At 60.6% G+C, this 24,550-nt stretch carries 16 protein-coding genes and 1 pseudogene; 9 read left to right on the top strand and 8 right to left on the bottom strand.

The genetic code is table 11. The features are described from left to right. Nucleotides 1-2 precede the first annotated feature (2 nt). The 5 genes from AC1DHT_RS15315 to AC1DHT_RS15295 all read left to right on the top strand — a co-directional run bounded on the left by AC1DHT_RS15315 (nucleotide 3) and on the right by AC1DHT_RS15295 (nucleotide 11,730). Nucleotides 3-1,367, top strand: coding sequence for a TolC family outer membrane protein (locus tag AC1DHT_RS15315; protein ID WP_477761391.1), 1,365 nt, complete (start codon nucleotides 3-5; stop codon nucleotides 1,365-1,367). A gap of 69 nt (nucleotides 1,368-1,436) precedes the next feature. Then, nucleotides 1,437-4,403 (top strand): autotransporter serine peptidase EprS, encoded by a 2,967-nt coding sequence (gene eprS, locus AC1DHT_RS15310; RefSeq protein ID WP_427540946.1) that lies wholly within the window; start codon nucleotides 1,437-1,439, stop codon nucleotides 4,401-4,403. A 533-nt stretch (nucleotides 4,404-4,936) separates the two neighbouring features. After that, nucleotides 4,937-8,032, top strand: coding sequence for an autotransporter outer membrane beta-barrel domain-containing protein (locus AC1DHT_RS15305; RefSeq protein ID WP_427540949.1), 3,096 nt, complete (start codon nucleotides 4,937-4,939; stop codon nucleotides 8,030-8,032). A gap of 43 nt (nucleotides 8,033-8,075) precedes the next feature. Further along, on the top strand, nucleotides 8,076-9,770 hold the full coding sequence (locus tag AC1DHT_RS15300; protein WP_427540952.1) for a polyurethane esterase: 1,695 nt from the start codon (nucleotides 8,076-8,078) through the stop codon (nucleotides 9,768-9,770). Between the two features lie 106 nt (nucleotides 9,771-9,876). After that, nucleotides 9,877-11,730, top strand: coding sequence for a polyurethane esterase (locus AC1DHT_RS15295; protein ID WP_427540955.1), 1,854 nt, complete (start codon nucleotides 9,877-9,879; stop codon nucleotides 11,728-11,730). A gap of 49 nt (nucleotides 11,731-11,779) precedes the next feature. Here AC1DHT_RS15295 and AC1DHT_RS15290 read toward each other — a convergent pair whose 3' ends face one another. Continuing rightward, nucleotides 11,780-12,223, bottom strand: a complete 444-nt coding sequence (locus tag AC1DHT_RS15290; protein WP_427540958.1) for a hypothetical protein — start codon at nucleotides 12,221-12,223, stop codon at nucleotides 11,780-11,782. Between the two features lie 284 nt (nucleotides 12,224-12,507). On the opposite strand from AC1DHT_RS15290, the gene AC1DHT_RS15285 reads away from it, so the two are divergent. Beyond that, nucleotides 12,508-12,894: a hypothetical protein gene (locus AC1DHT_RS15285; protein WP_477761390.1), complete on the top strand. Its 387-nt coding sequence runs from the start codon at nucleotides 12,508-12,510 to the stop codon at nucleotides 12,892-12,894. 9 nt (nucleotides 12,895-12,903) lie between these two features. On the opposite strand, the gene AC1DHT_RS15280 is transcribed toward AC1DHT_RS15285, so the two are convergent. Then, a complete protein-coding gene (locus AC1DHT_RS15280) occupies nucleotides 12,904-13,128 on the bottom strand; it encodes a YgdI/YgdR family lipoprotein (protein WP_427540964.1) in 225 nt (74 codons plus the stop codon). Nucleotides 13,129-13,557: 429 nt separating this feature from the next. Here AC1DHT_RS15280 and AC1DHT_RS15275 point away from each other — a divergent pair. Then, a pseudogene (locus AC1DHT_RS15275) lies at nucleotides 13,558-15,132 on the top strand (VRR-NUC domain-containing protein); the annotation flags it as partial. 74 nt (nucleotides 15,133-15,206) lie between these two features. Beyond that, the gene (locus AC1DHT_RS15270; protein ID WP_427540967.1) at nucleotides 15,207-17,471 is read left to right on the top strand and encodes an ATP-dependent DNA helicase; all 2,265 of its coding nucleotides are present in this window, start codon (nucleotides 15,207-15,209) and stop codon (nucleotides 17,469-17,471) included. A gap of 14 nt (nucleotides 17,472-17,485) precedes the next feature. Here AC1DHT_RS15270 and AC1DHT_RS15265 read toward each other — a convergent pair whose 3' ends face one another. From AC1DHT_RS15265 to AC1DHT_RS15245, 5 genes are all read right to left on the bottom strand, one after another. After that, nucleotides 17,486-18,283 (bottom strand): type 1 glutamine amidotransferase domain-containing protein, encoded by a 798-nt coding sequence (locus AC1DHT_RS15265; protein WP_427540970.1) that lies wholly within the window; start codon nucleotides 18,281-18,283, stop codon nucleotides 17,486-17,488. A 108-nt stretch (nucleotides 18,284-18,391) separates the two neighbouring features. Beyond that, on the bottom strand, nucleotides 18,392-18,889 hold the full coding sequence (locus AC1DHT_RS15260) for a GNAT family N-acetyltransferase (protein ID WP_427540973.1): 498 nt from the start codon (nucleotides 18,887-18,889) through the stop codon (nucleotides 18,392-18,394). Nucleotides 18,890-18,925: 36 nt separating this feature from the next. Next, nucleotides 18,926-20,236 carry an NAD(P)/FAD-dependent oxidoreductase gene (locus AC1DHT_RS15255; RefSeq protein ID WP_427540976.1) on the bottom strand — a complete coding sequence of 437 codons (1,311 nt, stop codon included), beginning with the start codon at nucleotides 20,234-20,236 and terminating at the stop codon, nucleotides 18,926-18,928. Further along, complete coding sequence (locus AC1DHT_RS15250) at nucleotides 20,233-21,321, bottom strand: polyamine ABC transporter substrate-binding protein (protein ID WP_427540979.1); 1,089 nt, start codon at nucleotides 21,319-21,321, stop codon at nucleotides 20,233-20,235. Before AC1DHT_RS15250 ends, AC1DHT_RS15255 begins: the two co-directional genes overlap by 4 nt. Before the next feature lie 195 nt (nucleotides 21,322-21,516). After that, nucleotides 21,517-22,875, bottom strand: a complete 1,359-nt coding sequence (locus AC1DHT_RS15245) for a glutamine synthetase family protein (RefSeq protein ID WP_427547406.1) — start codon at nucleotides 22,873-22,875, stop codon at nucleotides 21,517-21,519. Between the two features lie 173 nt (nucleotides 22,876-23,048). On the opposite strand from AC1DHT_RS15245, the gene AC1DHT_RS15240 reads away from it, so the two are divergent. After that, nucleotides 23,049-23,981: a helix-turn-helix domain-containing protein gene (locus AC1DHT_RS15240; protein ID WP_427547409.1), complete on the top strand. Its 933-nt coding sequence runs from the start codon at nucleotides 23,049-23,051 to the stop codon at nucleotides 23,979-23,981. On the opposite strand, the gene AC1DHT_RS15235 is transcribed toward AC1DHT_RS15240, so the two are convergent. Beyond that, a complete protein-coding gene (locus AC1DHT_RS15235; RefSeq protein ID WP_477761397.1) occupies nucleotides 23,978-24,508 on the bottom strand; it encodes a helix-turn-helix domain-containing protein in 531 nt (176 codons plus the stop codon). The two genes, AC1DHT_RS15240 and AC1DHT_RS15235, sit on opposite strands and share 4 nt — an antisense overlap. Between the last annotated feature and the right edge of the window lie 42 nt (nucleotides 24,509-24,550).

The raw sequence follows: 24,550 nt of genomic DNA, 5'->3' as shown, positions 1-24,550 counted from the left end.
GGATGTTCCGTCGTATGAGCAAGCATTCCATTCTCGGGACCGCTATTGCATTGCTGGTCTGCACCAACGTTTATGCCATGGGGCCATTTGAAGTTTACGAACAGGCGCTGCGCAATGATCCGATCTTCCTCGGCGCCATCAAGGAACGCGACGCCGGCCTGGAAAACCGCACGATTGGTCGCGCCGGCCTGCTGCCAAAACTCTCGTACAACTACAACAAGGGCCGCAACAACTCCAAGGCCACTTCCCTGGACGAACGCCGTCGCAACCAGACCGAAGACCGCAACTACAACAGCTACGGCTCGACGTTCACCTTGCAACAGCCGTTGTTCGACTACGAGGCCTACGCGGCGTATCGCAAGGGCGTAGCGCAATCGCTGTTTGCCGATGAAAACTTTCGCGGCAAGAGCCAGGAGCTACTGGTCCGGGTGCTGACCTATTACACCCAGGCGCTGTTTGCCCAGGATCAGATCGACATCGCGCAAGCGAAGAAAAAAGCCTTCGAGCAACAGTTCCAGCAGAACGAGCAGATGTTCCGTCAGGGCGAGGGCACCCGCACCGATATTCTCGAAGCGGAATCGCGTTACGAACTGGCCACCGCCGAGGAGATCGAGGCCCGCGACGAGCAAGACGCTTCGTTGCGTGAGCTGGGCGCGCTGATCGGCACGCGGGATATCGATATCAAGGACCTCGAGCCGTTGAGCGAGTCCTTTGAGTCGTTCACCTTGCAACCGGCCAATTTCGACAGCTGGCATGAGCTCGCACTGAGCAATAACCCGAACCTCGCCTCCCAGCGTCAGGCGGTGGAAGTGGCGCGTTACGAGGTCGAGCGCAATCGCGCCGGGCACCTGCCCAGGGTCAGCGCCTACGCGACGGCACGCAAGAACGAGTCGGAAAGCGGCAACACCTACAACCAGCGTTACGACACCAACACCATCGGTATCGAGATCAGCGTGCCGTTGTATGCCGGCGGTGGAGTGTCGGCATCGACGCGTCAGGCCAGTCGCTCGATGGAGCAGGCCGAATATGACCTGGACTCGAAAACCCGCGAAACCCTGATCGAGCTGCGTCGCCAGTTCAGCGCCTGCCTGTCGGGAGTCAGCAAGCTGCGCGCCTATCAAAAGGCCCTGACGTCAGCCGAAGCGCTGGTGGTTTCGACCAGGCAAAGCATCCTTGGTGGCGAGCGAGTCAACCTTGATGCACTGAACGCCGAACAGCAGCTCTACACCACACGCCGTGACCTGGCCCAGGCCCGTTATGACTACTTAATGGCCTGGACCAAGTTGCACTACTACGCCGGCAACTTGCGTGAAGAGGACCTGGCCAAGGTCGATGAAGCCTTCGGCCCGCACAAGGCAACCCGATAAGCGCCACACCGCTGCACCGCCCCCGGCAGGGGGACTACAAATCCAATAACGCCAGGAAAGCGAGTATTTATGAACACGGACGTACGTCGTAATCGTGCCCAGCCGATCACCACCGGCTCATTGCTGTTGCTCGTCGCCGCGCTGCCCGCTGCAGTTCATGCGGCTTATCTTGATCCGGGGCAAGTGGGGGCCCCCGCCAGTTGGCGTACCGCTGAGTACCAGAGTGACTGGGGCCTGGATCGCCTGAAGGCGAATGAAGCCTATGCCGCAGGCTTCACCGGCAAAGGGGTGAAGATCGGCGCGCTGGACTCGGGTTTTGACCCGAACCACCCCGAAGCCGCACGTTTTCACGCGGTCACGGCCACCGGCAACTACGTCAATGGCACAGCGTTCAGTGTCAGCGGCATTCACAACGCCAACAACGACTCCCACGGCACCCATGTCACCGGCACCATGGGCGCTGCGCGTGACGGCGTCGGCATGCATGGCGTGGCATTCAACGCGGATGTGTACGTCGCCAATACCAATCAGAACGACAGTTTCCTGTTTGGTCCCGGCCCCGATCCGAAGTATTTCAAGGCGGCCTATGACGCCTTGGCCGATGCCGGCGTGCAGGTGATCAACAACAGCTGGGGCAGCCAGCCCAAGGATGTCGACTACAAGACGATCGAGAGCCTGCACGCCGCCTATGCCCAACACTGGAACCGCAACACCTGGATCGATGCGGCGGCCGATGTCTCGCGGCGTGGAGTGATCAACGTGTTCAGCGCCGGCAACAGCGGGTACGCCAACGCCAGTGTGCGTGCGAGCCTGCCGTATTTCGAGCCGGACCTGGAAGGTCACTGGCTGGCGGTGTCGGGGCTGGATAGAAACAACCAGCAAAAATACAACCAGTGCGGCATCGCCAAGTACTGGTGCATCAGCACGCCGGGCGCGCAGATCTACAGCACCATCGTTGGTGGCGGCTATGCCAGTTACAACGGCACGTCGATGGCGGCGCCCCACGCTACCGGTGCCTTGGCACTGGTGATGGAGCGCTACCCGTACATGAACAACCAGCAAGCCTTGCAGGTGTTGCTGACCACCGCGACCCAGCTTGACGGTTCGATCACCGACGCGCCGACCACTCGGGTCGGTTGGGGCGTGCCCGACCTTGCGCGGGCGATGAGAGGGCCGGGGCAATTGCTCGGTCCATTCGACGCCAACCTCGCTGCCGGTCAGCGTGATGTGTGGAGCAACGACATCTCGGACAAGGCGCTGATCCAGCGTCAGAGCGAAGACGCCGCCGAACACAGCGCCTGGCAACAGACCTTGAAAGACAAAGGTTGGGAAAACGGCATCGCGGCTAATGCCAGTCAGCAGGACAAGACCGATTATGCAGTAGGCACGGCGCGGGATGCGGCCGCCGCGACACGACTGTATGAGGGCAGCCTGATCAAATCCGGCGCGGGCCAGTTGATACTGGCCGGGAACAACAGCTATCGCGGTGCGACCACGGTCAATGGCGGCCTGTTGACGGTCAATGGGTCGTTGAGCTCGGCGGTGACGGTCAATGACAGCGGCACCCTGGGCGGTTCCGGGCGGGTCGGTGGTTTGATCGCCAACCGCGGCGCAACCGTCGCGCCGGGTAATTCGATCGGCACCTTGCAGGTAAACGGTAATGTGACGCTGGCACCCGGTTCGACCTATGCGGTGGAGCTGTCGCCGACCAACAGCGACCGGATTGTCGCCAGCGGCACGGCGACCGTTTCGGGCGCGACTGTCAGCCTTGCGTTGGAAAACAGCCCGACATTGTTAAGTGCCAGCCAGGTCGAAAGCCTGCTGGGTCACCAGTACAGCATCCTGCAAGCGGCGGGCGGTATTCAGGGGCAATTCGGTGCGGTGGTGCCGAATTACCTGTTCATCGGTGGCAGTCTCGACTACTCGGCGACGGGCGTGCAGCTGGCGATTCAACGCAACGGCACTTCGTTCGCGAGTGTCGGGAAAACTCCGAACCAACGTTCTGTGGCTGCTGTCATCGAACAATTGGGCACGGGCAACCCGGTTTACGAAAGCCTCTTGTTGTCGCCATCGCAAGCGTCTGCCCAACAGGCGTTCCAGCAGTTGTCCGGGGAAATCTATCCGGCGCTCGACACCTTGCTGATCAACGACAGCCGTTACCTGCGTGATGCGGTGACGGAACGTTTGCAGGCAGATCCGGCAACGGGCGGTAGCGGTTGGGTCAAGGCGCTGGGTGCCTGGGGCAAGACCGATATGCGCAATGACACGGCGGGCTCGACCACCTCGATTGGCGGCTTGCTGGCCGGGGTCGACGGCTTGCTCGACGAAGACACTCGTCTGGGATTCGTCACGGGCTACAGCGACAGCTCGCTGAACCTGGACAGCGGCACCCACTCGCGGGCGCAGGTCGACAGCTACCACCTGGGCGCTTACGCCGGACGCGAACTGGGCGCGTGGCATCTGAGTCTCGGCGGGTCTTATAGCTGGCACCGGGCAGACATCAAGCGCGACCTGCACTACGGCGATGTCAGTGCCAGGCAGAAAGCCAAGGTCGACGCCAACACCACGCAAGTGTTCACCGAAGCCGCCTACCGGATGGACCGGCAGCCCGTGGCACTGGAGCCGTTCGCAAACCTTGCCTATGTGCATCTGGACACTGACGGTTTCACCGAAAAAGGCGATGCCGCAGCGCTGAAAAGTGGCCGCGATACGCGTGATGCGGTGCTTGGTACGTTGGGTGTGCGAGCGCTGAAAACCATCAACCTTTCCAGCCAGCAACAGCTTGATCTGGCCGGGACCCTTGGTTGGCAGCACAACCTGAGCGCTACCCAATCGGAAGACCATCTGGCGTTTGCCAGCGGTGGCCCGACGTTCGCCGTCGAAAGCGCACCACTGGCCCGCGACGCGGCGCTGGTCGGGGTTCAGGCCGGGCTGGCATTGGCCAAGGACGTTCGTTTGAACCTCGATTACAACGGCCGCCTGGCCAGCGGCGAAAACAGCCACGGAGTAGGGCTGAGCCTGAATTGGCAGTTCTAAAGAACACCACGGTTTTTGTAGCAGYTGGCGAAGCCGGCGTTCGAGTGCGAAGCGCTCGCCAATACGGGCGACTCGGTGAGCCTGATGCACCGCGGGGTATGGATTTACGCCTGCTGCGCAGCCGAACGCGGCCTGCGGCCGCTGCTACAGGGTTGTGTGTGCAACGTGGCTTTTGTAGCAGCTGGCGAAGCCGGCGTTCGAGTGCGMAGCGCTCGCCARTGCGGACAGCTYGGTGRGYCTGAYGCACCGCGGGGYATGGATTTACGMCTGCTGCGCAGCCGAACGCGGCCTGCGGCCGCTGCTACAGGGTTGTGTACAGCGCAGCTTTTGTAGCAGCTGGCGAAGCCGGCGTTCGAGTGCGCAGCGCTCGCCAATGCGGACAGCTTGGTGGGCCTGATGCACCGCGGGGTATGGATTTACGACTGCTGCGCAGCCGAACGCGGCCTGCTGCTACGGGGGAGCGTGGAACACAACAAGATGCGTGCAGATAAACACGCGGGGATTTAAGCAAGTCAACTAAGGAAGGTAGCTGGATGGAAAGCAAATCTCGCAACAACGCGCCTGTGCAAATCGGCATCAGCCGCAAGGCCAAAGCTCTCAATGGGGCTTTTATCGCTTATCTGGCGGCAATCGGGGTCGCTCAGGCCGCGCCCTATGTGGAAAGCGCCAAGCTCGGCGATCCGAACAGCTGGCGCAGTCCCGAATTCAACGCCGAGTGGGGGCTGGGCGCGATCAACGCCCAGGATGCCTACGCAGCCGGGTTCACCGGTAAAGGCGTCAAGTTGGGCATCTTCGATCAACCGGTCTACGCCAAACACCCGGAGTTTTCCGGCGTGGACAAAGTGGTGACGCTGGTCACCAGCGGTATCCGTGAATACACCGACCCCTACATTCCGGTCAAAGCCGGAGATGCCTTTCGGTATGACGGCACACCGACGATAGGTTCCGACGGCAAGCTGGGGTACCACGGTACTCACGTCGGCGGGATTGCCGCCGGCAGCCGCGATGGCAGTCCGATGCACGGTGTGGCGTTCAACGCGCAAATCATCAGCGCCGACAACGGCGACCCGGGACCTGAAGACGGGATCATTCTCGGCAACGACGGCGCGGTCTACAAAGCCGGCTGGGACGGCCTACGAGAAAGCGGCGCACGGATCATCAACAACAGCTGGGGCATCGGCATCACCGATCGCTTCAAAAAGGGCGGCAAGGACCCGGCGTTCCCGCATTTCACCGTGCAGGACGGCCAGGCGCAGTTCGATCAGATCCAGCCGCTGCTCAACACCAAACAGGGCGGCGCGTATCGAGGCGCCATCGATGCGGCTCGCAGCGGCATCGTGACCATCTTCGCCGCGGGTAACGACTACAACCTCAACAACCCGGACGCGATTGCCGGCCTGGGTTACTTCGTGCCGGACATTGCCGCGAACTGGGTCACCGTCGCGGCGCTGCAAATGAACCCGGACACCACTAGCGCCAATCCCTACATCATCAGCACCTTCTCGTCGCGTTGCGGTTATACCGCAGGCTTTTGCGTGTCGGCACCGGGTACCAAGATCTACAGCGCGGTGCTCGGCGGCACCAACGCCGATGACCTGACCGTGGGCTATGCCAACAAGAACGGCACCTCGATGGCCGCGCCACACGTTGCCGGCGCCGCTGCGGTGCTGATGGAACGCTTCCCGTACATGACCGGCGCGCAGGTCGCCACGGTGCTGAAAACCACCGCCACCGACATGGGCGCACCGGGCATCGATTCGTTGTACGGCTGGGGCATGATCAACCTGCGCAAGGGCATCGACGGCCCCGGCATGTTTGTCGCCGATGCCGACATTCCGCAGGAATTTCGCGTGGACGGCTCCTATGGTTCCGGCCAGTTTGTCGCCGACCTGCCGGGCATCGGTGCGGTCATCGATGCCGGCAAGCCAACACAGCGGATCTGTAACGACATCAGTTGCGGGTTCGACGTCTGGCGCAACGATATTTCCGGTCACGGCGGCTTGACCAAGCAGGGCATCGGCACGCTGGTGATGACGGGCAACAACACGTATGCCGGGCCAACCCTGGTGAATCAGGGGCGACTGGCCGTCAACGGTTCGTTGCTGTCGGCGGTCACGGTCAACGACAGCGGCATCCTCGGTGGCTCCGGGCAGGTCGGCACATTGACCGCTAAAAGCGGTGGCACCGTCGCACCGGGCAACTCGATCGGCACCTTGCACGTTGCCGGCAATGTGACCTTCGAGCCCGGTTCGACCTATGCCGTCGAGCTGTCTCCCACCAGCAGCGACAGCATCGTTGCCAGCGGCACAGCCACGATCCAGGGCGCGACTGTGAGCCTGTCGCTGGAAAACAGCCCGACGCTGTTGAGCCCCAGCGACGTGCGCAGCCTGATCGGTCATCAGTACAACATCCTGCAAGCGGCCGGCGGTATCCAGGGCCAGTTCGGCGCGGTGTTGCCGAACTACGCGTTTATCGGTGGCAGCCTCGACTACTCGGCGACCGGCGTGCAATTGGCGATCGAACGTAACGGCGACTCCTTCGCCAGCGTCGGGCAAACCCCGAATCAACGCTCCGTGGCTGCCGCCGCCGAGCAGTTGGGCGCGGGTAACGCCGTGTATGAAAGCCTGCTGCTGTCGCCGAACGCGTCGAGCGCGCAGCAAGCCTTCCAGCAATTGTCCGGGGAAATTCATCCGGCGATCGGCACCTTGCTGGTCAACGACTCGCGCTATCTGCGCGATGCCGTCGGTGAGCGCCTGCGCGATGGCGGTCTCTATGACGCCGCAACGCCGAACAGCACCGAGAACAATGCCTGGGTCAAAGTACTGGGCGCCTGGGGCAAGACCGACAGTGGCCACGACAACGCCAACTACACCAGCTCCATCAGCGGTCTGCTGGCCGGGGCCGACGGTTTGATTGCCGACCACACGCGTCTGGGTTTCGTCACCGGTTACAGCAACAGTTCGCTGAACATGGGCGATGGCACCCATTCTTCGGCAACGGTCGACAGCTACCACCTGGGCCTGTACGCCGGGCATGAAATGGATGCGCTGCGTCTGAGCGTCGGCGGTGCCTACAGCTGGCACCGTATCGACGCCAAACGCGACCTGCAGTTCGGCGACATCAGCGCCAAGCAGAAATCCAAGCGCGATGCGCACACCACGCAAGTGTTCACTGAGGCGGCCTATCGCCTGGACTTGCAACCGTTGGCACTGGAGCCGTTCGCCAATCTGGCCTACGTGCACCTGGACAGTGACAGTTTCACCGAGAAGGGCGGCGCAGCAGCGCTCAAGGGCGGCGACGACAACCGCGACGCGGTGCTTTCCACACTGGGCCTGCGGGCGAGCAAACGCCTGGCGCTCACCGAGCATCAGCAACTCGAGCTGTCCGGGACCCTGGGTTGGCAGCACAACCTGAGCAACATCCACTCCGAGGAAAACCTCGCGTTTGCCTCCGGCAGCACGCCGTTTGCCGTGCAGAGCGTGTCCATGGACCGCAACGCGGCGGTGGTCGGCGTTCGAGCAGGGCTGGCGCTGGCACGCGATGTCTCGCTGAACCTGGATTACAACGGACTGCTGGGCTCGCGGGACAAGACCCACGGCGTCGGGCTGACCCTCGACTGGCAGTTCTGATTTGAAAAACCGCAATACGTACCAGCAATGAAGAGGCAAGAAAATGGGTGTTTTTGATTACAGGAAGTTCGGCAGCGAGGCCAGCAAGGCCTTGTACAGCGATGCGATTGCATTGACGCTGTACGCCTACACGCCGACCGGCAAGCCATTGGCTACCGGCTGGACGCCGGTCACCGCCGGGCAATTGGGCTATCAAGGCAAGGTCGGTGCCCAGGGCACCTTCTTTGGCGAGCAGGACGGCTTCACCAGCGCCGAAGCCGAGGTGCTGGCCAAGTACGATGCGGCGGGCAAGCTGATCTCCCTCGGGATTGCGTTTCGCGGGACCGGAGGCTTGGGTTACAGCGACACCTACGGCGACATGAAGAACAATCTGCTGGCCGCTATCGGCCCGAAGGATTACGCAAAGAACTACGCCAAAAGCGCCTTCGACACCTTGCTCAAGGACGTCGCCGCGTTCGCCAGTGCCAAGGGCCTGAATGCCAAGGACGTGCTGATCACCGGCCACAGCCTCGGTGGTCTGGGCGCCAACAGCGTGGCCGAATTGAGTGCCGACCACTGGGGCGGTTACTTCAAGGACGCCAACTACATGACCTTCGCCTCGCCGACGCAAAGCCCGGCAGGCACCCATGTGTTGAACATCGGTTACGAAAATGACCCGGTGTTTCGCGTGCTCGACGGCACCACCTTCACCAGTTCATCGCTGTACAAGCACGACAAGGTTCAAGACTCGGCGACCAACAACATCGTCAACGTCAACGACCACTACGTCTCCACCCAAATGACCCCGTTCAGCATTGCCAACCCGCAACACTGGGCGGCCCACAGCTCCCTCGGTTATGCCGATGGTCTGAACCGGGTGATCGGTTCGAGCTTCTACGACCTCACCAGCAAGGACTCGACGATCCTCGTCTCGACCTTGTCGGAGTCGTTGCGCGCCAGCACCTGGATCGAAGACCTGGGCCGCAGTGGTGAAACGCACACCGGCAGCACCTTCATCATCGGCACCGACAGCAACGATTTGCTGCGCGGCGGCGTAGGCAACGACTTCCTTGAAGGCCGCGACGGCAATGACACCTTCAGGGACGCGGGTGGTTACAACATCCTGCTCGGCGGCAAAGGGCAGAACGTTTTCGACCTGCAACAGCCGCTGAAGAACTTCACCTTTGCCAACGACGGTGACGGCACGCTGTATGTGCGCGACAGCTACGGCGGCATCAGCATGACCCGCGACATCGGCGCGCTGGTCAGCAAGGAATCGGGGGCCATGTGGGGACTGCTCAACAAGGACGTAACCTACAACGTCAGCGCCAAAGGCTTGTTGGCTGGCACCGATCTGACCCACTACAACCACTCGCTCAATGGCGATGCCTACGGCAATTCGCTGGTGGCGACCGCCGACGGTGACTGGTTGTTCGGGTTGTCGGGCAACGATGTGCTGCGCAGCGACAAGAGCCAGGTGACGTTCGTCGGCGGCGAGGGCAATGACGTCATGTTTGCCTCCGGCGGCCACAACACCTTCCTGTTCAGCGGCGCGTTCGGTTTCGACGCCATCAATGGTTACCAGGGCAGCGACAAGCTGGTGTTCATGGGCGTTCAGGGCGCGGGGCAGGGCTATGACTACAGCCAGCATGTTTCGCAATCGGGTAACGACACGCTGCTCAAGGTCGGCGACTACGCGGTGACGTTGGTGGGTGTTGGCCTCGACAACCTGTCTGGTGCGGGGATCGTATTTGCTTAAACCGCAGTAAAAGGCATTGCACTAAAACGTCGGAACGTCCCGTGCTGCGGGGCGTTCCAGCTGCGTGAGCTTTCTCTAACAATTTCAACAAAAGAGAGGCAATACCATGGGTGTCTATGACTACAAAAACCACAACTCAGTCGAATCCAAAGCGCTGTTTTCCGATGCGCTGGCGATCACGCTGTATTCCTATCACAACCTCGACAATGGCTTTGCCACGGGCTATCAGCACAATGGTTTCGGCCTCGGCCTGCCGGCGACGCTGGTCACTGCACTGATCGGCGGCACCGACTCGCAAGGGGTGATTCCCGGTGTTCCCTGGAACCCCGATTCGGAAAAAGCCGCGCTGGACGCTGTGCAAAAAGCCGGCTGGACTCCGATCACCGCCAGCCAGTTAGGCTATGGCGGCAAGGTCGATGTGCGGGGAACCTTCTTCGGCGAGAAAGCCGGTTACACCAGCGCTCAGGTCGAGATTCTCGGCAAGTACGACGCTCAAGGCCATCTCACCGAAATCGGCATCGCGTTTCGCGGCACCAGTGGCCCCCGTGAAATACAGATCAGCGACTCCATCGGCGATGTGATCAACGACCTGATGGCGGCACTGGGCCCCAAGGACTATGCCAAGAACTACGTCGGCGAAGCCTTTGGTTCATTGCTCAAGAATGTCGCCGCATTTGCCACCGCCAATGGCCTGAGCGGCAAGGACGTACTGGTCAGCGGCCACAGTCTCGGCGGGCTGGCGGTCAATAGCCTGGCGGACCTGAGCGGCGATCACTGGAACGGCTTCTACAAGGATTCCAACTACATCGCCTACGCGTCACCGACCCAAAGCAGTACCGACAAGGTGCTCAACATCGGTTACGAAAACGATCCGGTATTCCGCGCGCTGGACGGTTCAACGTTCAACCTGGCATCGGTCGGCGTACACGATGCGCATCAGGATTCGGCAACCAACAACATCGTCAGCTTCAACGACCATTACGCCTCGGCGGCATGGAACATGTTGCCGTTTTCGATCCTCAACGTCCCGACCTGGATTTCCCATCTGCCCACCGGTTACGGCGATGGCATGACCCGGGTGCTGGAGTCGAAGTTCTATGACCTGACCAGCAAGGACTCGACGATCATCGTCGCCAACCTGTCGGACCCGGCGCGCAGCAACACCTGGGTTCAGGACCTCAACCGCAACGCCGAAACCCACAAGGGCAGTACCTTCATCATCGGCAGTAACGGTGACGACCTGATCCAGGGCGGCAAAGGCAACGACTACCTGGAGGGCGGCGATGGCAACGACACCTTCAGGGATGCCGGTGGCTACAACATCCTGTTGGGCGGCAAGGGCAGCAACACACTGGACTTGCAGCAGTCAGTAAAAAACGTCGATTTTGCCAACGATGGCGCCGGTACTGTGTACGTGCGCGATGCCAACGGCGGGATCAGCATCACCCGCGATATCGGCAGCATCATCAGCAAAGAACCGGGGTTTCTCTGGGGCTTGCTCAAGGATGACGTGACTCATAGCGTCACCGACAAAGGCTTGCAGGTCGGCAATAACCTGACCCAGTACGCGTCATCGGTGAAGGGCAATGCCGCGGACAACGTCCTCACGGCGCATGCAGCTGGCGACTGGCTGTTTGGCCTGGACGGCAATGATCATCTGATCGGCGGCAAGGGCAATGACGTGTTTGTCGGCGGTGCCGGTAATGACCTGATGGAGTCGGGTGGGGGGAGCAACACCTTCCTGTTCAGTGGCAACTTCGGCAATGACCGGATCCTCGGCTACCAGAGCAGCGACAAGCTGGTCTTCCTCGGCGTCGAAGGCGTGGGGCAAAACTACGACGTACGCGACCACGCCAAAGCCGTAGGCGCGGATACCGTGTTGAGCTTCGGTAATGACTCGGTGACGCTGGTCGGGGTCGGGCTCGATCACCTTGCCAGTTCAGGCGTGGTGATCGCCTGACGCCAAAAAGCCCGGTACGAACCTCGGTTCGCGTCGGGCTTTTCAGCGTTTATTCATAGTGAATCACGATGCCTTTGAGCTTGCGTCTCTGCTCGGAATGGAGATCCCGGTCCAGCGGAAGCGCGACGCTGACGTAATCCGAAATGGGCAGGGTCATGTCGTAGATCACCACCACCGCATCGCCGCCGATTTTCGCCGCTTCTTCACGCAGTCTCTGCTCGAACTCGCTGACGGGCGGGGCCGGCTGCGTGCGTGTGTGCAGAATCACTTCACCCAACCGCGTGTACGGTCGTGTCGGCGCAGTACGCAGTATTTGCACCGAGTCCGGGGACGTCGCGGTTGTGTGCTGGGCCCCGGCGTATTCGGTGGTGTGCGCGTGGATACTGCTGCACGCACTGAGTCCGAATACAGCAAGGGCCAGTGCCAGAACTTTGAAGCCGGGCAGGGGAAGCGCGAAGTCCTTATCGCTCAAAAGGCGTTGTAGGGGCTGCACGCTGGTAATTCCTTCTGATTGAAAAAGGTGACCTGTCGCTACACGGCAGGCTCAAATACCGGACAAAAGCGTTTTCCCAGGCTCAGGAAAGCGCCCGTCGACTCTGAAAAGCATAGCCACAATGTTCCGGTGAGCCAGGCGTAAATTAGAATTTTCGTGTGTGCCCCGTTTTTTTTTGCCATGGCATTAAACCATCGGGCAGGCCATGCGTTTCCAGAGGGCACTATCTTGCGCGCGACACAGACGTCGGGCGCGGTGAACCGAAAAACAGGAGACTGAATACAGTGAGTAACAGCAAGAGGCAGGCAGTCGCAGCAGCGCTGATGATTTTATCGGCGAGCGCGATGGCTGAGGAGTTGCCTCATGRCTCGATTTTGAACCGATACGGCGTGACCGCCGATCAACTGCCAACCCCCGCGCAGGTCGGACAGGCCGAGCCTGGACCCGAGAAAAGCCGTTTCCAGATTCAGCCGGAACAACCCTGGGTGAAACTGAGCCTGGGTGACGGCAAGCAACCGCCAGTGACCGGCAACATCAGCATCGACAACGCGAATGCCCGGGAATACGAGCGCTGCCAAATGATCAGGGGGCAGTTGTTGCGACGCGGCGAGCAGGTCATTTCCTGCGATAACAGTATCCCGGGGCAAGACCCGGCATTGCAGATGCCCTGAGGCTTTCGATCATTTTTCTGTGCGGATGGTGGCGACGTCGTCCGCCTTGACCTTGATCTTGGCGTCGGAAATGTCCTTGAACTCAATGAAACCGTCTGTGCCTTTGGTTTTCGGCGTGTCCTGGGTCAAATATTGGGTGCCGTTCTGCAACGTCACCACCGTTGGCGACGCGCAACCGCCTAATGCCAGCAAGCCTACGATAGCCAGGGGCATGCTCAGAATGCGGATATTCATCAATAAACCTCGCTTACAGAATTCTTTTGATCGTCTCGACGCACAGGTGCGTCATTTCGGTACTGACTGTTCTTGGTGTCACTCACTCCGGGAAAGTTCGGTTGATGACGGAAAAAGTCGAAAGCCGAATGATGACGACCCGTTAAGCCGTAACGCGATCCGTAGCAGCTGGCGAAGCCTGCGTTCGGCTGCGAAGCGGCCGTAAAATCGGGCCATGCGGTACGTCAGGCAGACCGTGCAAGTAGAATTTACGACTGCTTCGCAGCCGAACGCAGGCTTCGCCAGCTGCTACGGGTCATGCGTCGTGCCTGTACATGGTGACCTTCTTTACGCAAAACCCTCCACTTATCTCTTTCCATTTGCCAGCACCGGGTTCAGCTGATATCTGTACGCATAACCAGTACCCGCTCGCCATGGCGCTTTCTATTCGTGACAGTCAATCCGCTCGAAGATCCGTTCTATTACCTGAACAACTTCCAACAAGTACTCGCCTGGCTTGAGCAGCGCTATGCCGACGTGCTGAGCGCGCAGGAGCAGCAATTCATCGTTGATTTTGGCCAGCTGCCGCGCGCCTCTCAGGCACTGCTGGTCAGGATGGTCATGCGCAAGGGCGAGCATTTTCGCTTCGGCAAGTTGCATTACGCCGAAATAGGCGAGATCGCCCGCGCGGCAGAGCCCTTGCTGACCCTTGGCTGGGTTGACGAAAAGGCGCCGCTGTCGATTGAGCAACTGTTCGAGGTGCTGCTCAAACCGGAAATCCTTCAGTGCTTCAGCGCGGCCATCGAACAACCCAAAGCGAAGAAGTCCGAGTGGCTGGCCGCACTGAGCGAGCAGTTCACCGAGGCGCAGTCCTTCAAGACCTGGTGTCCGACGCTGGATGACCGGTTGTTGAGCCTGACCATCATGAACCTGTGCGATCGGCTGCGGCTGATGTTCTTCGGCAACCTGTATCAGGACTGGTCGGAGTTCGTCCTGGCAGACCTTGGGATCTTTACCTACGAGAAAGTCGAGTTTTGCGCCGAATCCCGAGGCTTGCGCAGTCGTGACGACGTCGAGGCGTTTCTCTATCTGCACGATTGTCAGCTGCGTCTTGAAGCCGGGGAGGCGCTGGAACAGGTCGTCGAACAGATCCAGGCACTGCAAACCGCCAACCCCTGGCTCGAGCGGCGCCGCGCCAAGCTGCTGTTTCAGATCGGGCAACACTGCGAGCGCATCGCCGATTTCCCGGCAGCGCTGACGATCTACCGCGAATGCGCGTACCCCGGCGCCAGGTTGCGCTTGATCCGGGTGCTGGAACGTTGCGCCGAGTTTCAATTGGCCCTGGAGTTGGCGACCCATGCCGAACACGCGCCGGAGAGCGCCGCCGAGCAACAACAGCTGTTGCGGGTGCTGCCCCGGTTGCGGCGTAAACTCGGCGGCCCGCCGGCGCCTCGGGTCAAGACGCGCGAGGTTGAGCGCCTGGACCTGAGCCTGTCGCGAAGCGACCCGGCACTGTCGGTCGAGTTCTACGTCCAGGCTCATCTCGATGAACCCACAGCCCCGGTGCATTACGTTGAAAACAGCCTGATCAACTCGTTGTTCGGGCTGCTCTGCTGGCCGGCGATTTTCGCACCGTTGCCTGGCGCATTTTTTCACCCGTTCCAGCGTGGGCCGGTGGACCTGCTCAGCGAGGATTTTCATTCCCGGCGTGCCGAGCTGTTCCAGGCGTGCCTGGCAGAACTGGACGATGGACGTTATGCCGAGACCATCCGCCAGCGTTTTCGCGCCAAGTCGGGGGTGCAGTCACCCTTCGTGTTTTGGGGCGTGCTGACCGAAGAGCTGCTTGAGCAGGCACTGGACTGTCTGCCGGCTGAACACCTCAGGCACTGGTTCCATCGACTGTTGCTGGACATCAAGGCCAATCGCGCCGGGATGCCGGACCTGATCCAGTTCTGGCCGCAACACAAGACTTACCGGATGATCGAGGTCAAAGGCCCGGGCGATCGCCTGCAAGACAACCAACTGCGCTGGCTGGAGTTCTGCCACGAGCACCAGATGCCTATCGCTGTCTGTTATGTGCAATGGGTGGAGCACGAGGCGTGAGCTACAGCGTTGCGGTGCGGGCGTTATGCGAATTCACCGCCAAGGTCGGTGATCTCGACCTGCGTTTCACACCGTCGCCGACTGCCCTGGAAGGCATCGTCGGTCACCGCACTGTCGCTTCGCGGCGTAGCGAGACCTATCAAAACGAAGTGGCTCTGGAAGGCGAATATCGGCAGTTGACGGTCAGGGGCAGGGCGGACGGTTATGACCCTGGCCAGAACCGCCTTGAGGAAATCAAAACCTACCGTGGCGAACTGGAGCGAATGCCGGCCAACCACCGCCAGTTGCATTGGGCCCAGGCGAAAATCTACGGCTGGCTGATGTGTCGGAAACTGCAGTTGGCCGAGATCGAGCTGGCGCTGGTGTACTTCGATATCGTCAGCGAAAAGGAAACCAGCCTGGTCGAAACCTGGAGCGCGCTTGAGCTGGAGCGTTTCTTCACGCTGCAGTGCGGGTTGTTCCTGCAGTGGGCCGAGCAGGAAATGGCCCATCGCGAAGCGCGCAATCAGGCCGCGCAGGCGCTGGGCTTTGCGTACCCGGACTTCCGCCCGGGACAACGTCACCTTGCCGAGTCGGTGTTCAAGGCGGTCAGCACCGGTCGCTGCCTGATGGCCCAGGCTCCGACCGGCATCGGCAAGACGGTCGGCACGCTGTTCCCGATGCTCAAGGCGTTGGCGCCACAACAGATCGACAAGATGTTCTTTCTCACCGCCAAGACTCCCGGGCGAAAATTGGCGTTGGATGCGGCACAGGTGATCGTCGACGGCAGCGACGGTTTACCGTTGCGAGTGCTGGAGATGATTGCTCGCGACAAAGCCTGCGAGCACCTGGACAAAGCCTGTCACGGCGAATCCTGCCCGTTGGCGAAAGGCTTTTACGATCGTTTGCCGGCGGCCCGCGAGGCGGCGAGTCGGGTGACCTTGCTCAATCAGACAGCCCTGCGCGAGATCGCCCTGAAACATCAGGTGTGTCCGTATTACCTGAGCCAGGAAATGGCCCGTTGGGCTGACGTGGTGGTTGCCGACTACAACTACTATTTCGACTTCAGTGCGTTGCTGTTCGGTTTGGCCCAGGCCAACCAGTGGAAAGTCGCGGTGCTGGTGGATGAGGCCCACAACCTGGTGGAGCGCGGTCGGCAGATGTACAGCGCAAGCCTCGATCAATTCACCTTGAATACCCTGCGCAAAAGCGCCCCCGAGGTGCTGAAGAAGAGCTTGCAGCGGGTCAACCGCGAATGGAATGCGCTGCACAAAACACAGATCAGCCCTTATCAGGCCTACGCGAAGGCCCCGGACAAATTGTTGCAAGCGCTGTCGCTCTGCACGACGGCCATCGGCGATTACCTCAATGATCACCCGCAGGGGCTGGACGCTGCGTTGCAGAGTTTCTATTTCGATGCGCTGCAATTCAGCCGGGTCGCCGAGCTGTTCGATGAGCATTTTCTGTTCGACATCAGCAAGCGCGACCTCGGCAACACGCGCAGCCTTTCACAACTGTGCCTGCGCAATGTGGTGCCGGCCGGGTTTATCCGCCCGTGCCTGACGGCGGCGCGCAGCACCGTGATGTTTTCCGCCACCTTGAGCCCGCAGCGCTATTACTCCGACCTGCTCGGGTTGCCGGCGAGCACGGTGTGGATCGACGTCGAGTCGCCGTTCAGCGCCGAGCAGCTCAAGGTGCAGATTGTCAGTCAAATCTCCACCCGATTCGTGCACCGGCAGGCCTCGCTTGCGCCGATTGTCGAGTTGATGGCCCGACAGTTCATGGAGCGTCCCGGCAATTACCTGGCGTTTTTCAGCAGCTTTGATTATCTGCAACAAGTGGCGCAGTTGTTTGCCGAGAGCTGGCCGCAGATCAACCTGTGGTCACAGTCACGCGGCATGGACGAAGCCCGGCGTCAGGCCTTTCTTGAACAGTTCACGCCAGCGAGCCAGGGCATCGGCTTTGCGGTGTTGGGCGGGGCATTCGGGGAGGGTATCGATTTGCCGGGATCGCGGTTGATCGGGGCGTTCATCGCGACGCTGGGGCTGGCGCAACTGAACCCGGTCAACGAGCAGTTGAAGCAGCGCATGGCGGCGATCTTCGGCGCAGGTTACGACTACACCTACCTGTTTCCCGGTGTGCAGAAGGTGGTGCAAGCCGCCGGACGGGTGATTCGAACCCAACAGGATCAAGGCGTGGTGATGCTGATTGATGACCGCTTTGGCGAAAGCAAGGTTCAGCAGTTGCTGCCGCGCTGGTGGTCGGTCAGCGGGCGCCTGTGAAATGCGCGACGCCGTCAATGCATGCTGACTTTCCAGTCGGCCCGGCGCGAGGTCTGAACACTGCGTGCCTGGTACACCATGCTGACCAGCTCCGCGGCAAAACGGTGGCAGTCGCCCGGCCAACGCGCGGTCAACAGGTTGCCGTCATGCACGATAAATCCGCATTGCGGGTTTTCTGTCGAATCACGTTGCGCGAATCGTGGTCCCGGCAAGAAGTCATGGACGCTGGCCAATGCCGCAGTGACTTCGGCCTGCACTGTTTGCGAATAGGTGCGGTAGTAGCGGCCAAGCCACGGTGCGGTAATCCACCAGGCTGGCAACTCCATGGTGTTGGCCAGCAACGCGGTCACCTTGCGCCCGTGCAGCACCGAAAGAACGTTATCGGTATCCCGCGTGCGGGCCAGCAGCAAGACACCGTGGCAGACCGCCGCGACCGGTTTCTGTGTATCAAAGAAGTGCCGGACAATCCGCCGGGCGTCTTCGGATTCGAGCAAACTGCGCATGCCCTTGGCATGGCCGCCCGGGATCACCAGCCCCTCGTACTGCTCGGGGTCTACTTCGGCGTAGGCCATGGGTGATTTGAAACCCTCGTCGGCGGTCATGGCCGCGTAACACTGAAGATCTTCCTTGCGGGTCATCAGCAACGAGTTCAGTGGCCCGAAACCGATGTCCACCAGTCGCGCGTCGGCGTAGGCCGGCAAGCCTTTTGGCGTCGCGAAGCGCACCTCGATTCCGGCGTCATGCAACGCCTGCCAGGGCACGCTGCTTTCAGTGGGGTCGTAGTCAGCCTGAGGTAACAGGAAAAGCAGCATGCTCAAAGCCTCGAGTCGTCAGCGCTGGGGATCGTCTATTGCTCTGAGTCTGGACGCAGGGACTGGACTTCGCCAGCCGTTGCCCGCCGATTTGATGCAGTCAGCGGTTCAAGCCTCAGTGAACCGAAACTTGAACAGCGTGCACGGGTAGCCGTCGACGGGAAGCTGATGAAGAGTGAACTGACCCAGGGTCAGCTCAGGGATGATTTTTGACCAGAACGCCTGCGCCGGCTGATTGGCGTCGATATGAAAAATCTGCCACTGACCGGGAAGCTGCTGGAGCAGGGCAGACACCACAAACCTGCCGACGCCGCGCCCGCGATAGCGGCGGCTGACGAAGAGATAACCGATGTTGTACTGCACGTCGTCGAAACGAACTGCGTCGTCAACCGTCACGAACCCGGCGATATCTCCGTCAACCTTGATCAGGAACGCTTGCGTCGCAGGCTTTCGCCAGTAGTCGAGCATGGGCTGAAGGGGGAAGAATCCATGGGCGCCAATCTTCAGCGGCAGCCACTCGCTGAAGTCGTACAGATAGAACTGCATCAGGTTTTCGATGCAGTCCAGTTCATCCCGTTGTGCGCGGTGCAGTTCGATCGTGGCCATTGCCCGAAGCTCCAGACGATTCGATGACGATGGCGATTAACCTAGCACCTCACGCAAACGATGCCACAACATGCCCAGTGCCAGCAGCGGTGTACGCAATGCACGGCCACCTGGAAAGGTCATGTGCGGCACTGCGCTGAAGACGTCCAGGCCGTGGCTGTGTCCGGCATGAATCGCTTCGGCCAGCAATCGCGCGGTCCAGTGTGTGACGTTGAGGCCATGACCGGAATAGCCTTGGGCGTAAAACACGTTCGGGTACTGCGACAACCGACCGACCTGGGGGAAACGATTGGCGGTGATGCCGATCCTGCCACCCCATTGATAGTCGATGCGCACATCGGCCAGCTGCGGGAACACCTTGAGCATTTTCGGGCGCATGTAGGCGGCGATGTCCGCCGGATCGCGTCCGGAATAATGGCAGGCACCGCCGAACAGCAAGCGCCGGTCTGCCGAAAGCCGGTAGTAGTCGAGTCCGACTTTCTGGTCGCACAGCGCCAGGTTCTGCGGGATCAATTCGGCGGCAGCCTGCGCTGACAATGGCTCGGTCGCGATGATGTAACTGCCCGCCGGCAGCACCTTGCCGCTGAGCCGTGGTTCCAGATCCTCCAGGTGCGCGTTGCAGCCCAGCACCAGACTCCCGGCGCGCACCGTGCCGCCTGCGCAGCGAACCTGCACGGTGCTGCCATGGATGATCTCCAGCGCCGGGCTTTGCTCGAAAATCCGCACCCCCAGCGACTCGGCGACCCGAGCCTCGCCGAGTACCAGATTGAGCGGGTGCAGATGACCGGACCCCATGTCCACCAGTCCGCCTGCGTAGACACCGGAGTTCACCACCTGGCGCATGTCTTCGGGCCTGACGAGGCGGGTTGCATGGGCATAACCCTGGGCGTCCAGGGTTTCTTGCTCCACTTGAAATGCCGCAAATTGCGCGGGTGTATTGGCCAGTTCGCAGAAGCCCCAGCGCAGGTCGCAGTCGATGCCATGCTCGCGGATGCGATTGCCCACCACCTCGACCGATTCGATGCCAGCGCGCTCCAGATAGCGCACGCCTTCCTGGCCGACATAACGGGAAAAACCCGAAACGTCGTGGCCAATGCCGCGGATCAACTGCCCGCCATTGCGGCCGCTGGCACCCCAGCCGATCCTTCGCCCCTCCAGCAGAATCACCGAGAGTCCGCGCTGGGCCAGCTCAATCGCGGTGTTGACGCCGGTAAAACCACCGCCAATCACACAGACGTCGGCTTGCAGATCCGACGTCAGCGTCGGGTGTTGCGCCATCGCATTGGCCGAGGCGTTGTAATAGGAGCGGGCGTGTTCCGCCGACAGGTTTATAGCGATCTGATTCATTTGTTGGACTTCACTTTGCTCCAGGAGCGGGTCATCACGCGCATGATTTCCGCTGTCGGTGTGGTCGAGATGTACAGCTTGTCCAGCACCGCCTGGGAGGGATAGACCTCTGGATTGTTCACCAGCTCTGCGTCCATGAACTGCTTGGCCGCAGGGTTGGGGTTGGCGTAACCGACGGTGGCGCTGACCTTGGCGATCACCTCCGGCTCCAGCAGGTAGTTGATGAATTCGTGGGCTTGTTTGGCGTTGCCGGCATCGGCAGGCACGGCCAGCAAGTCGAACCACAGGTTGCTGCCTTCCTTGGGAATCGCATAGGCGATGTTCACGCCGTTCTTCGCTTCCTTCGCCCGGTTTGCTGCCTGGAACACGTCGCCCGAGTAACCGAAGGCGATACAGATGTCGCCGTTGGCCAGGTCCGACACGTACTTGGAGGAGTGGAAATAGGTGATGTACGGACGGATGCTCAGCAGCTTGGCTTCGGCTTTCTTGTAGTCCTCGACATTCGAGCTGCGTGGGTCCATGCCCATGTAGTTGAGCATCGCCGGGAACACTTCATCGGGCGAATCCATCATCGACACGCCACACTGGGTGAGCTTTTTCAGGTTTTCCGGTTCGAACAGCACCGCCCAGGAGTCGATGTGATCGACACCCAGCACTTGCTTGATCTTGTCGACGTTGTAGCCGATGCCGTTGGTGCCCCACAGGTACGGCACCGAATGTTCGTTACCCGGGTCGTTCTTCTCCAGCAGCCTCAGCAATTTCGGGTCGAGGTTTTTCCAGTTCGGCAGTTGCGAACGGTCCAGTTTGAGGAACGCGCCGGCTTTGACCTGACGCGCCAGGAAATGGTTGGAAGGCACCACCACGTCATACCCGGTACGCCCGGCGAGCAGTTTGCCTTCCAGGGTTTCGTTGGAGTCGAATACGTCGTAGATGACCTTGATACCGGTTTTCGCCTGGAAGTCGGCGAGGGTGGTCGTACCGATATAGTCGGTCCAGTTGTACACACTGACGCTCGGCTGCGCGTGCGCGCCGAGGCTGCAGAACAGCGCGAGCGCTGCGGGAACGACTGATTTCAATAGACGCATTTCAACACCTCTTTGAATGATTGTTTTCGATGTTCTGGATTTGTTTGTTGCACCCCCGGGCCAATGCCAGGCACGGACCTTGTGGGAGCGAGCCTGCTCGCGATGAGGACATGGCAGTCACATCAACATTGACTGATGCACCGCCATCGCGAGCAGGCTCGCTCCCACAGGGGGCAGTGTTTCAATTGATAGAGATCAGACACTCAGCAACAGAAACTCGCGCTCCCAGGAGCTGATCACCCGCTTGAAGTTTTCGTGTTCGGCGCGCTTGACCGCGACGTAGCCGCGGACGAATTTAGCCCCCAGGTAACGCTCGATGGTCGGGCAGTCTTCCATGTACGCCAGTGCATCCTCGATGGTGATCGGCAGGCGCAGGTTGCGTCGCTCGTAGGCGCGGCCCTGCACCGGTGCGCTCGGTTCGATGCGCTCGATCATTCCCAAGTATCCGCATAGCAGGCTGGCAGCGATGGCCAGGTACGGGTTGGCATCGGCGCCCGGCAAACGGTTTTCCACGCGCATGGCCTCGGGACCGGAAGTCGGTACGCGCAACCCGACGGTGCGGTTTTCTTCGCCCCACTCAACGTTCACCGGTGCCGAGGTATCCGGCAGGAAGCGGCGGAACGAGTTGACGTTGGGCGCGAACATCGGCAGCAGTTTCGGAATGTACTTTTGCAGACCGCCAATGTGGTGCAGGAACAGCTCGCTCATCTGCCCGTCGTCTGTGGCGAAGATCGGCTTGCCGGTGGCGATGTCGACCACGCTCTGGTGCAGGTGCATGGCGCTGCCCGGTTCGTCGCCGATCGGCTTGGCCATGAAGGTCGCAGTGACGTTGTGCTTGAGCGCCGCTTCGCGCAGGGTGCGCTTGAATACGGTGATCTGGTCGGCCAGGTCCAGCGCATCGCCGTGACGGAAGTTGATTTCCATCTGTGCCGGGCCGTCTTCGTGGATCAGCGTGTCGAGGTCCAGACCTTGCAGTTCGCACCAGTCGTAGACGTCTTCGAACAGCGGATCGAATTCGTTGGCCGCATCGATGGAAAACGATTGGCGACCGCTTTCGGCGCGGCCCGAACGGCCCAGCGGTGCCTTGAGCGGCAAGTCCGGATCTTCGCAGCGCTGGGTCAGGTAAAACTCCATTTCCGGCGCCACAATCGGCTGCCAGCCCTTGTCGGCATAGAGCTTGAGGACTTTCTTGAGCACGTTGCGCGGCGACAGCTCGATCGGATTACCGAGCTTGTCGAAGGTGTCGTGAATCACGATGGCGGTCGGCTCGATCGCCCACGGCACCAGGTAAATCGCTGAAGAATCCGGCCGGCAAACCATGTCGATGTCGGCAGGGTCGAGCAGGTCGTAGTAAATGTCGTCGTCGACAAAGTCCCCGGTTACCGTTTGCAACAGCACACTTTCCGGCAGGCGCATGCCTCGCTCATGCAGGAACTTGTTGGTGGGCGCTATCTTGCCGCGAGCGATACCGGTCAGGTCACTAACCACGCATTCGACTTCGGTAATCTTGTGTTCTTTCAGCCATGAGGACAGCTGATCGAAAGGGGCATTCATAAAGACCTCGTTGTTGGTTTTATCAGCGCCAGAGTCGCTCTCTGCATCTCGTACAAGTGGCGAGAGACTTTCCCTGTAGCGCGTTGACGACTATCTTGGTCGACGCGTTTCGATCCATCTATCCACTTTAAGCAGCACCAAAACGCACCAAAAAAGTGCGTACAGGTCACTCCATGACAGAGTCAAACCCCTTGCACGTGCAGGCTTTCAACACCGCTGATGTCGCCGAACAGATCCGCGCGACCCCTGGGTGGGTGCAGCACTATCAGCAGATGTCGCCCGGGCATTTCGCAGGCCTGGTGCGTTATCTGGACCTGCAAGGCGTGGAGATTTACGAGGAGTGCATGAACACCCGCGTCGAGCAGAATTTCAGCGCGCCGCCGGGCTCACTGGCGTTCTGTTTCGATCGCAGTGACAACGCGCTGTATGTGCTGAACGGCGAAAGTCGCAACATCTGGATCACCCCAGAGAACTATCAGGAAGTGGCCGTGGTGTTCGGCCCGGAATTCGTTCAGCGCAACGGCCTGAACGTCGAGCGGTTGGAAGGCCTGTTCATGGCGCCGCTCAATTCGCAGCAGAACGCGCTGTTCAGCCGCTGGCTGAGCGGCACCTTGACCCGGCTGTCACACACCATCGATCCGCCGAGCAAGGACGCGCTGACTCAACAGCTGCTGGACGACTGCCTGTTCATTCTCGACAACGCCTGTGTTTGCCTGGACCAGGGCGCGTTGCAGCGCCGGGCAGGGGAGCGAACGATCATGAAGCGGATCGGTGAATGGGCGGCGGATACGCCGGAAGAGAACCTCAATTTGCTGGAGCTTTCCCAGGTCGCCGAAGTGTCATTGCGTCAGCTGCAACACGCGTTCAAGACCTACACCGGCATGGCGCCGACGCAATGGCTGCGTTTGCGCCGGCTCAACAGCGCCCGTCGGGAGTTGCTCAACCGTACCGCGACCGACACCACGGTGGCCGAAGTGGCGATGAACTGGTCGTTCTGGCACCTTGGGCGGTTTTCCAGCAGCTACCGGGCGCTGTTCAAGGAGTTGCCGAGTGACACCTTGAAGCGTGCATGCGCCACTCAGTCGAATGGGCGCGTGCGTCGCTAGAATGTAGGCGGGGTGATCACCCAGATCACCACCGCATCGACGTCGCCGGGATTGCCATAACGGTGGGGTTCCTGGCTGGAAAAACTGAAGCTGTCGCCTTCGTTGAGCTGGAAATGACGCTCTGCGACCCACAACTCGAAAGTGCCCGACAGCAGATAGCCGGCTTCCTCGCCTTCATGGCTGTAGCTGTGTTGGCTGTAGGTGCCTGGCGGGAAGCGTGAATGGAGCATTTCCAGCTGACGGTTGGGTTGCGGGGTCAGCAGTTGGTCGACGATGCCGTCTTCGTAATGCACGCTCATGCGGCTGTTCTTGCGCACCACGTAACCGTGGTCTTCGGGGGCGGTGTTGGCTTCGCTGGCGAAGAACCACTGGATGGTCACGCCCAGGCTTCGGGCGATGTTGAACAGCGCGGGAATCGACGGGTAGGCGAGGTTGCGTTCGAGCTGGCTGATGTAGCCTGCCGTCAACTCACTCATGTGCGCCAGCTCCGCCAGAGTCATGCCCCGACGTTTGCGCAGGCCGCGAATCCGCGTGCCGAGAAAATGCGGTTCGGCCGCGCCGCTATGGAC

It is taken from the genome of Pseudomonas sp. 05N432, from assembly GCF_056396945.1.
This window is presented reverse-complemented; position numbering and strand designations above follow the sequence as displayed.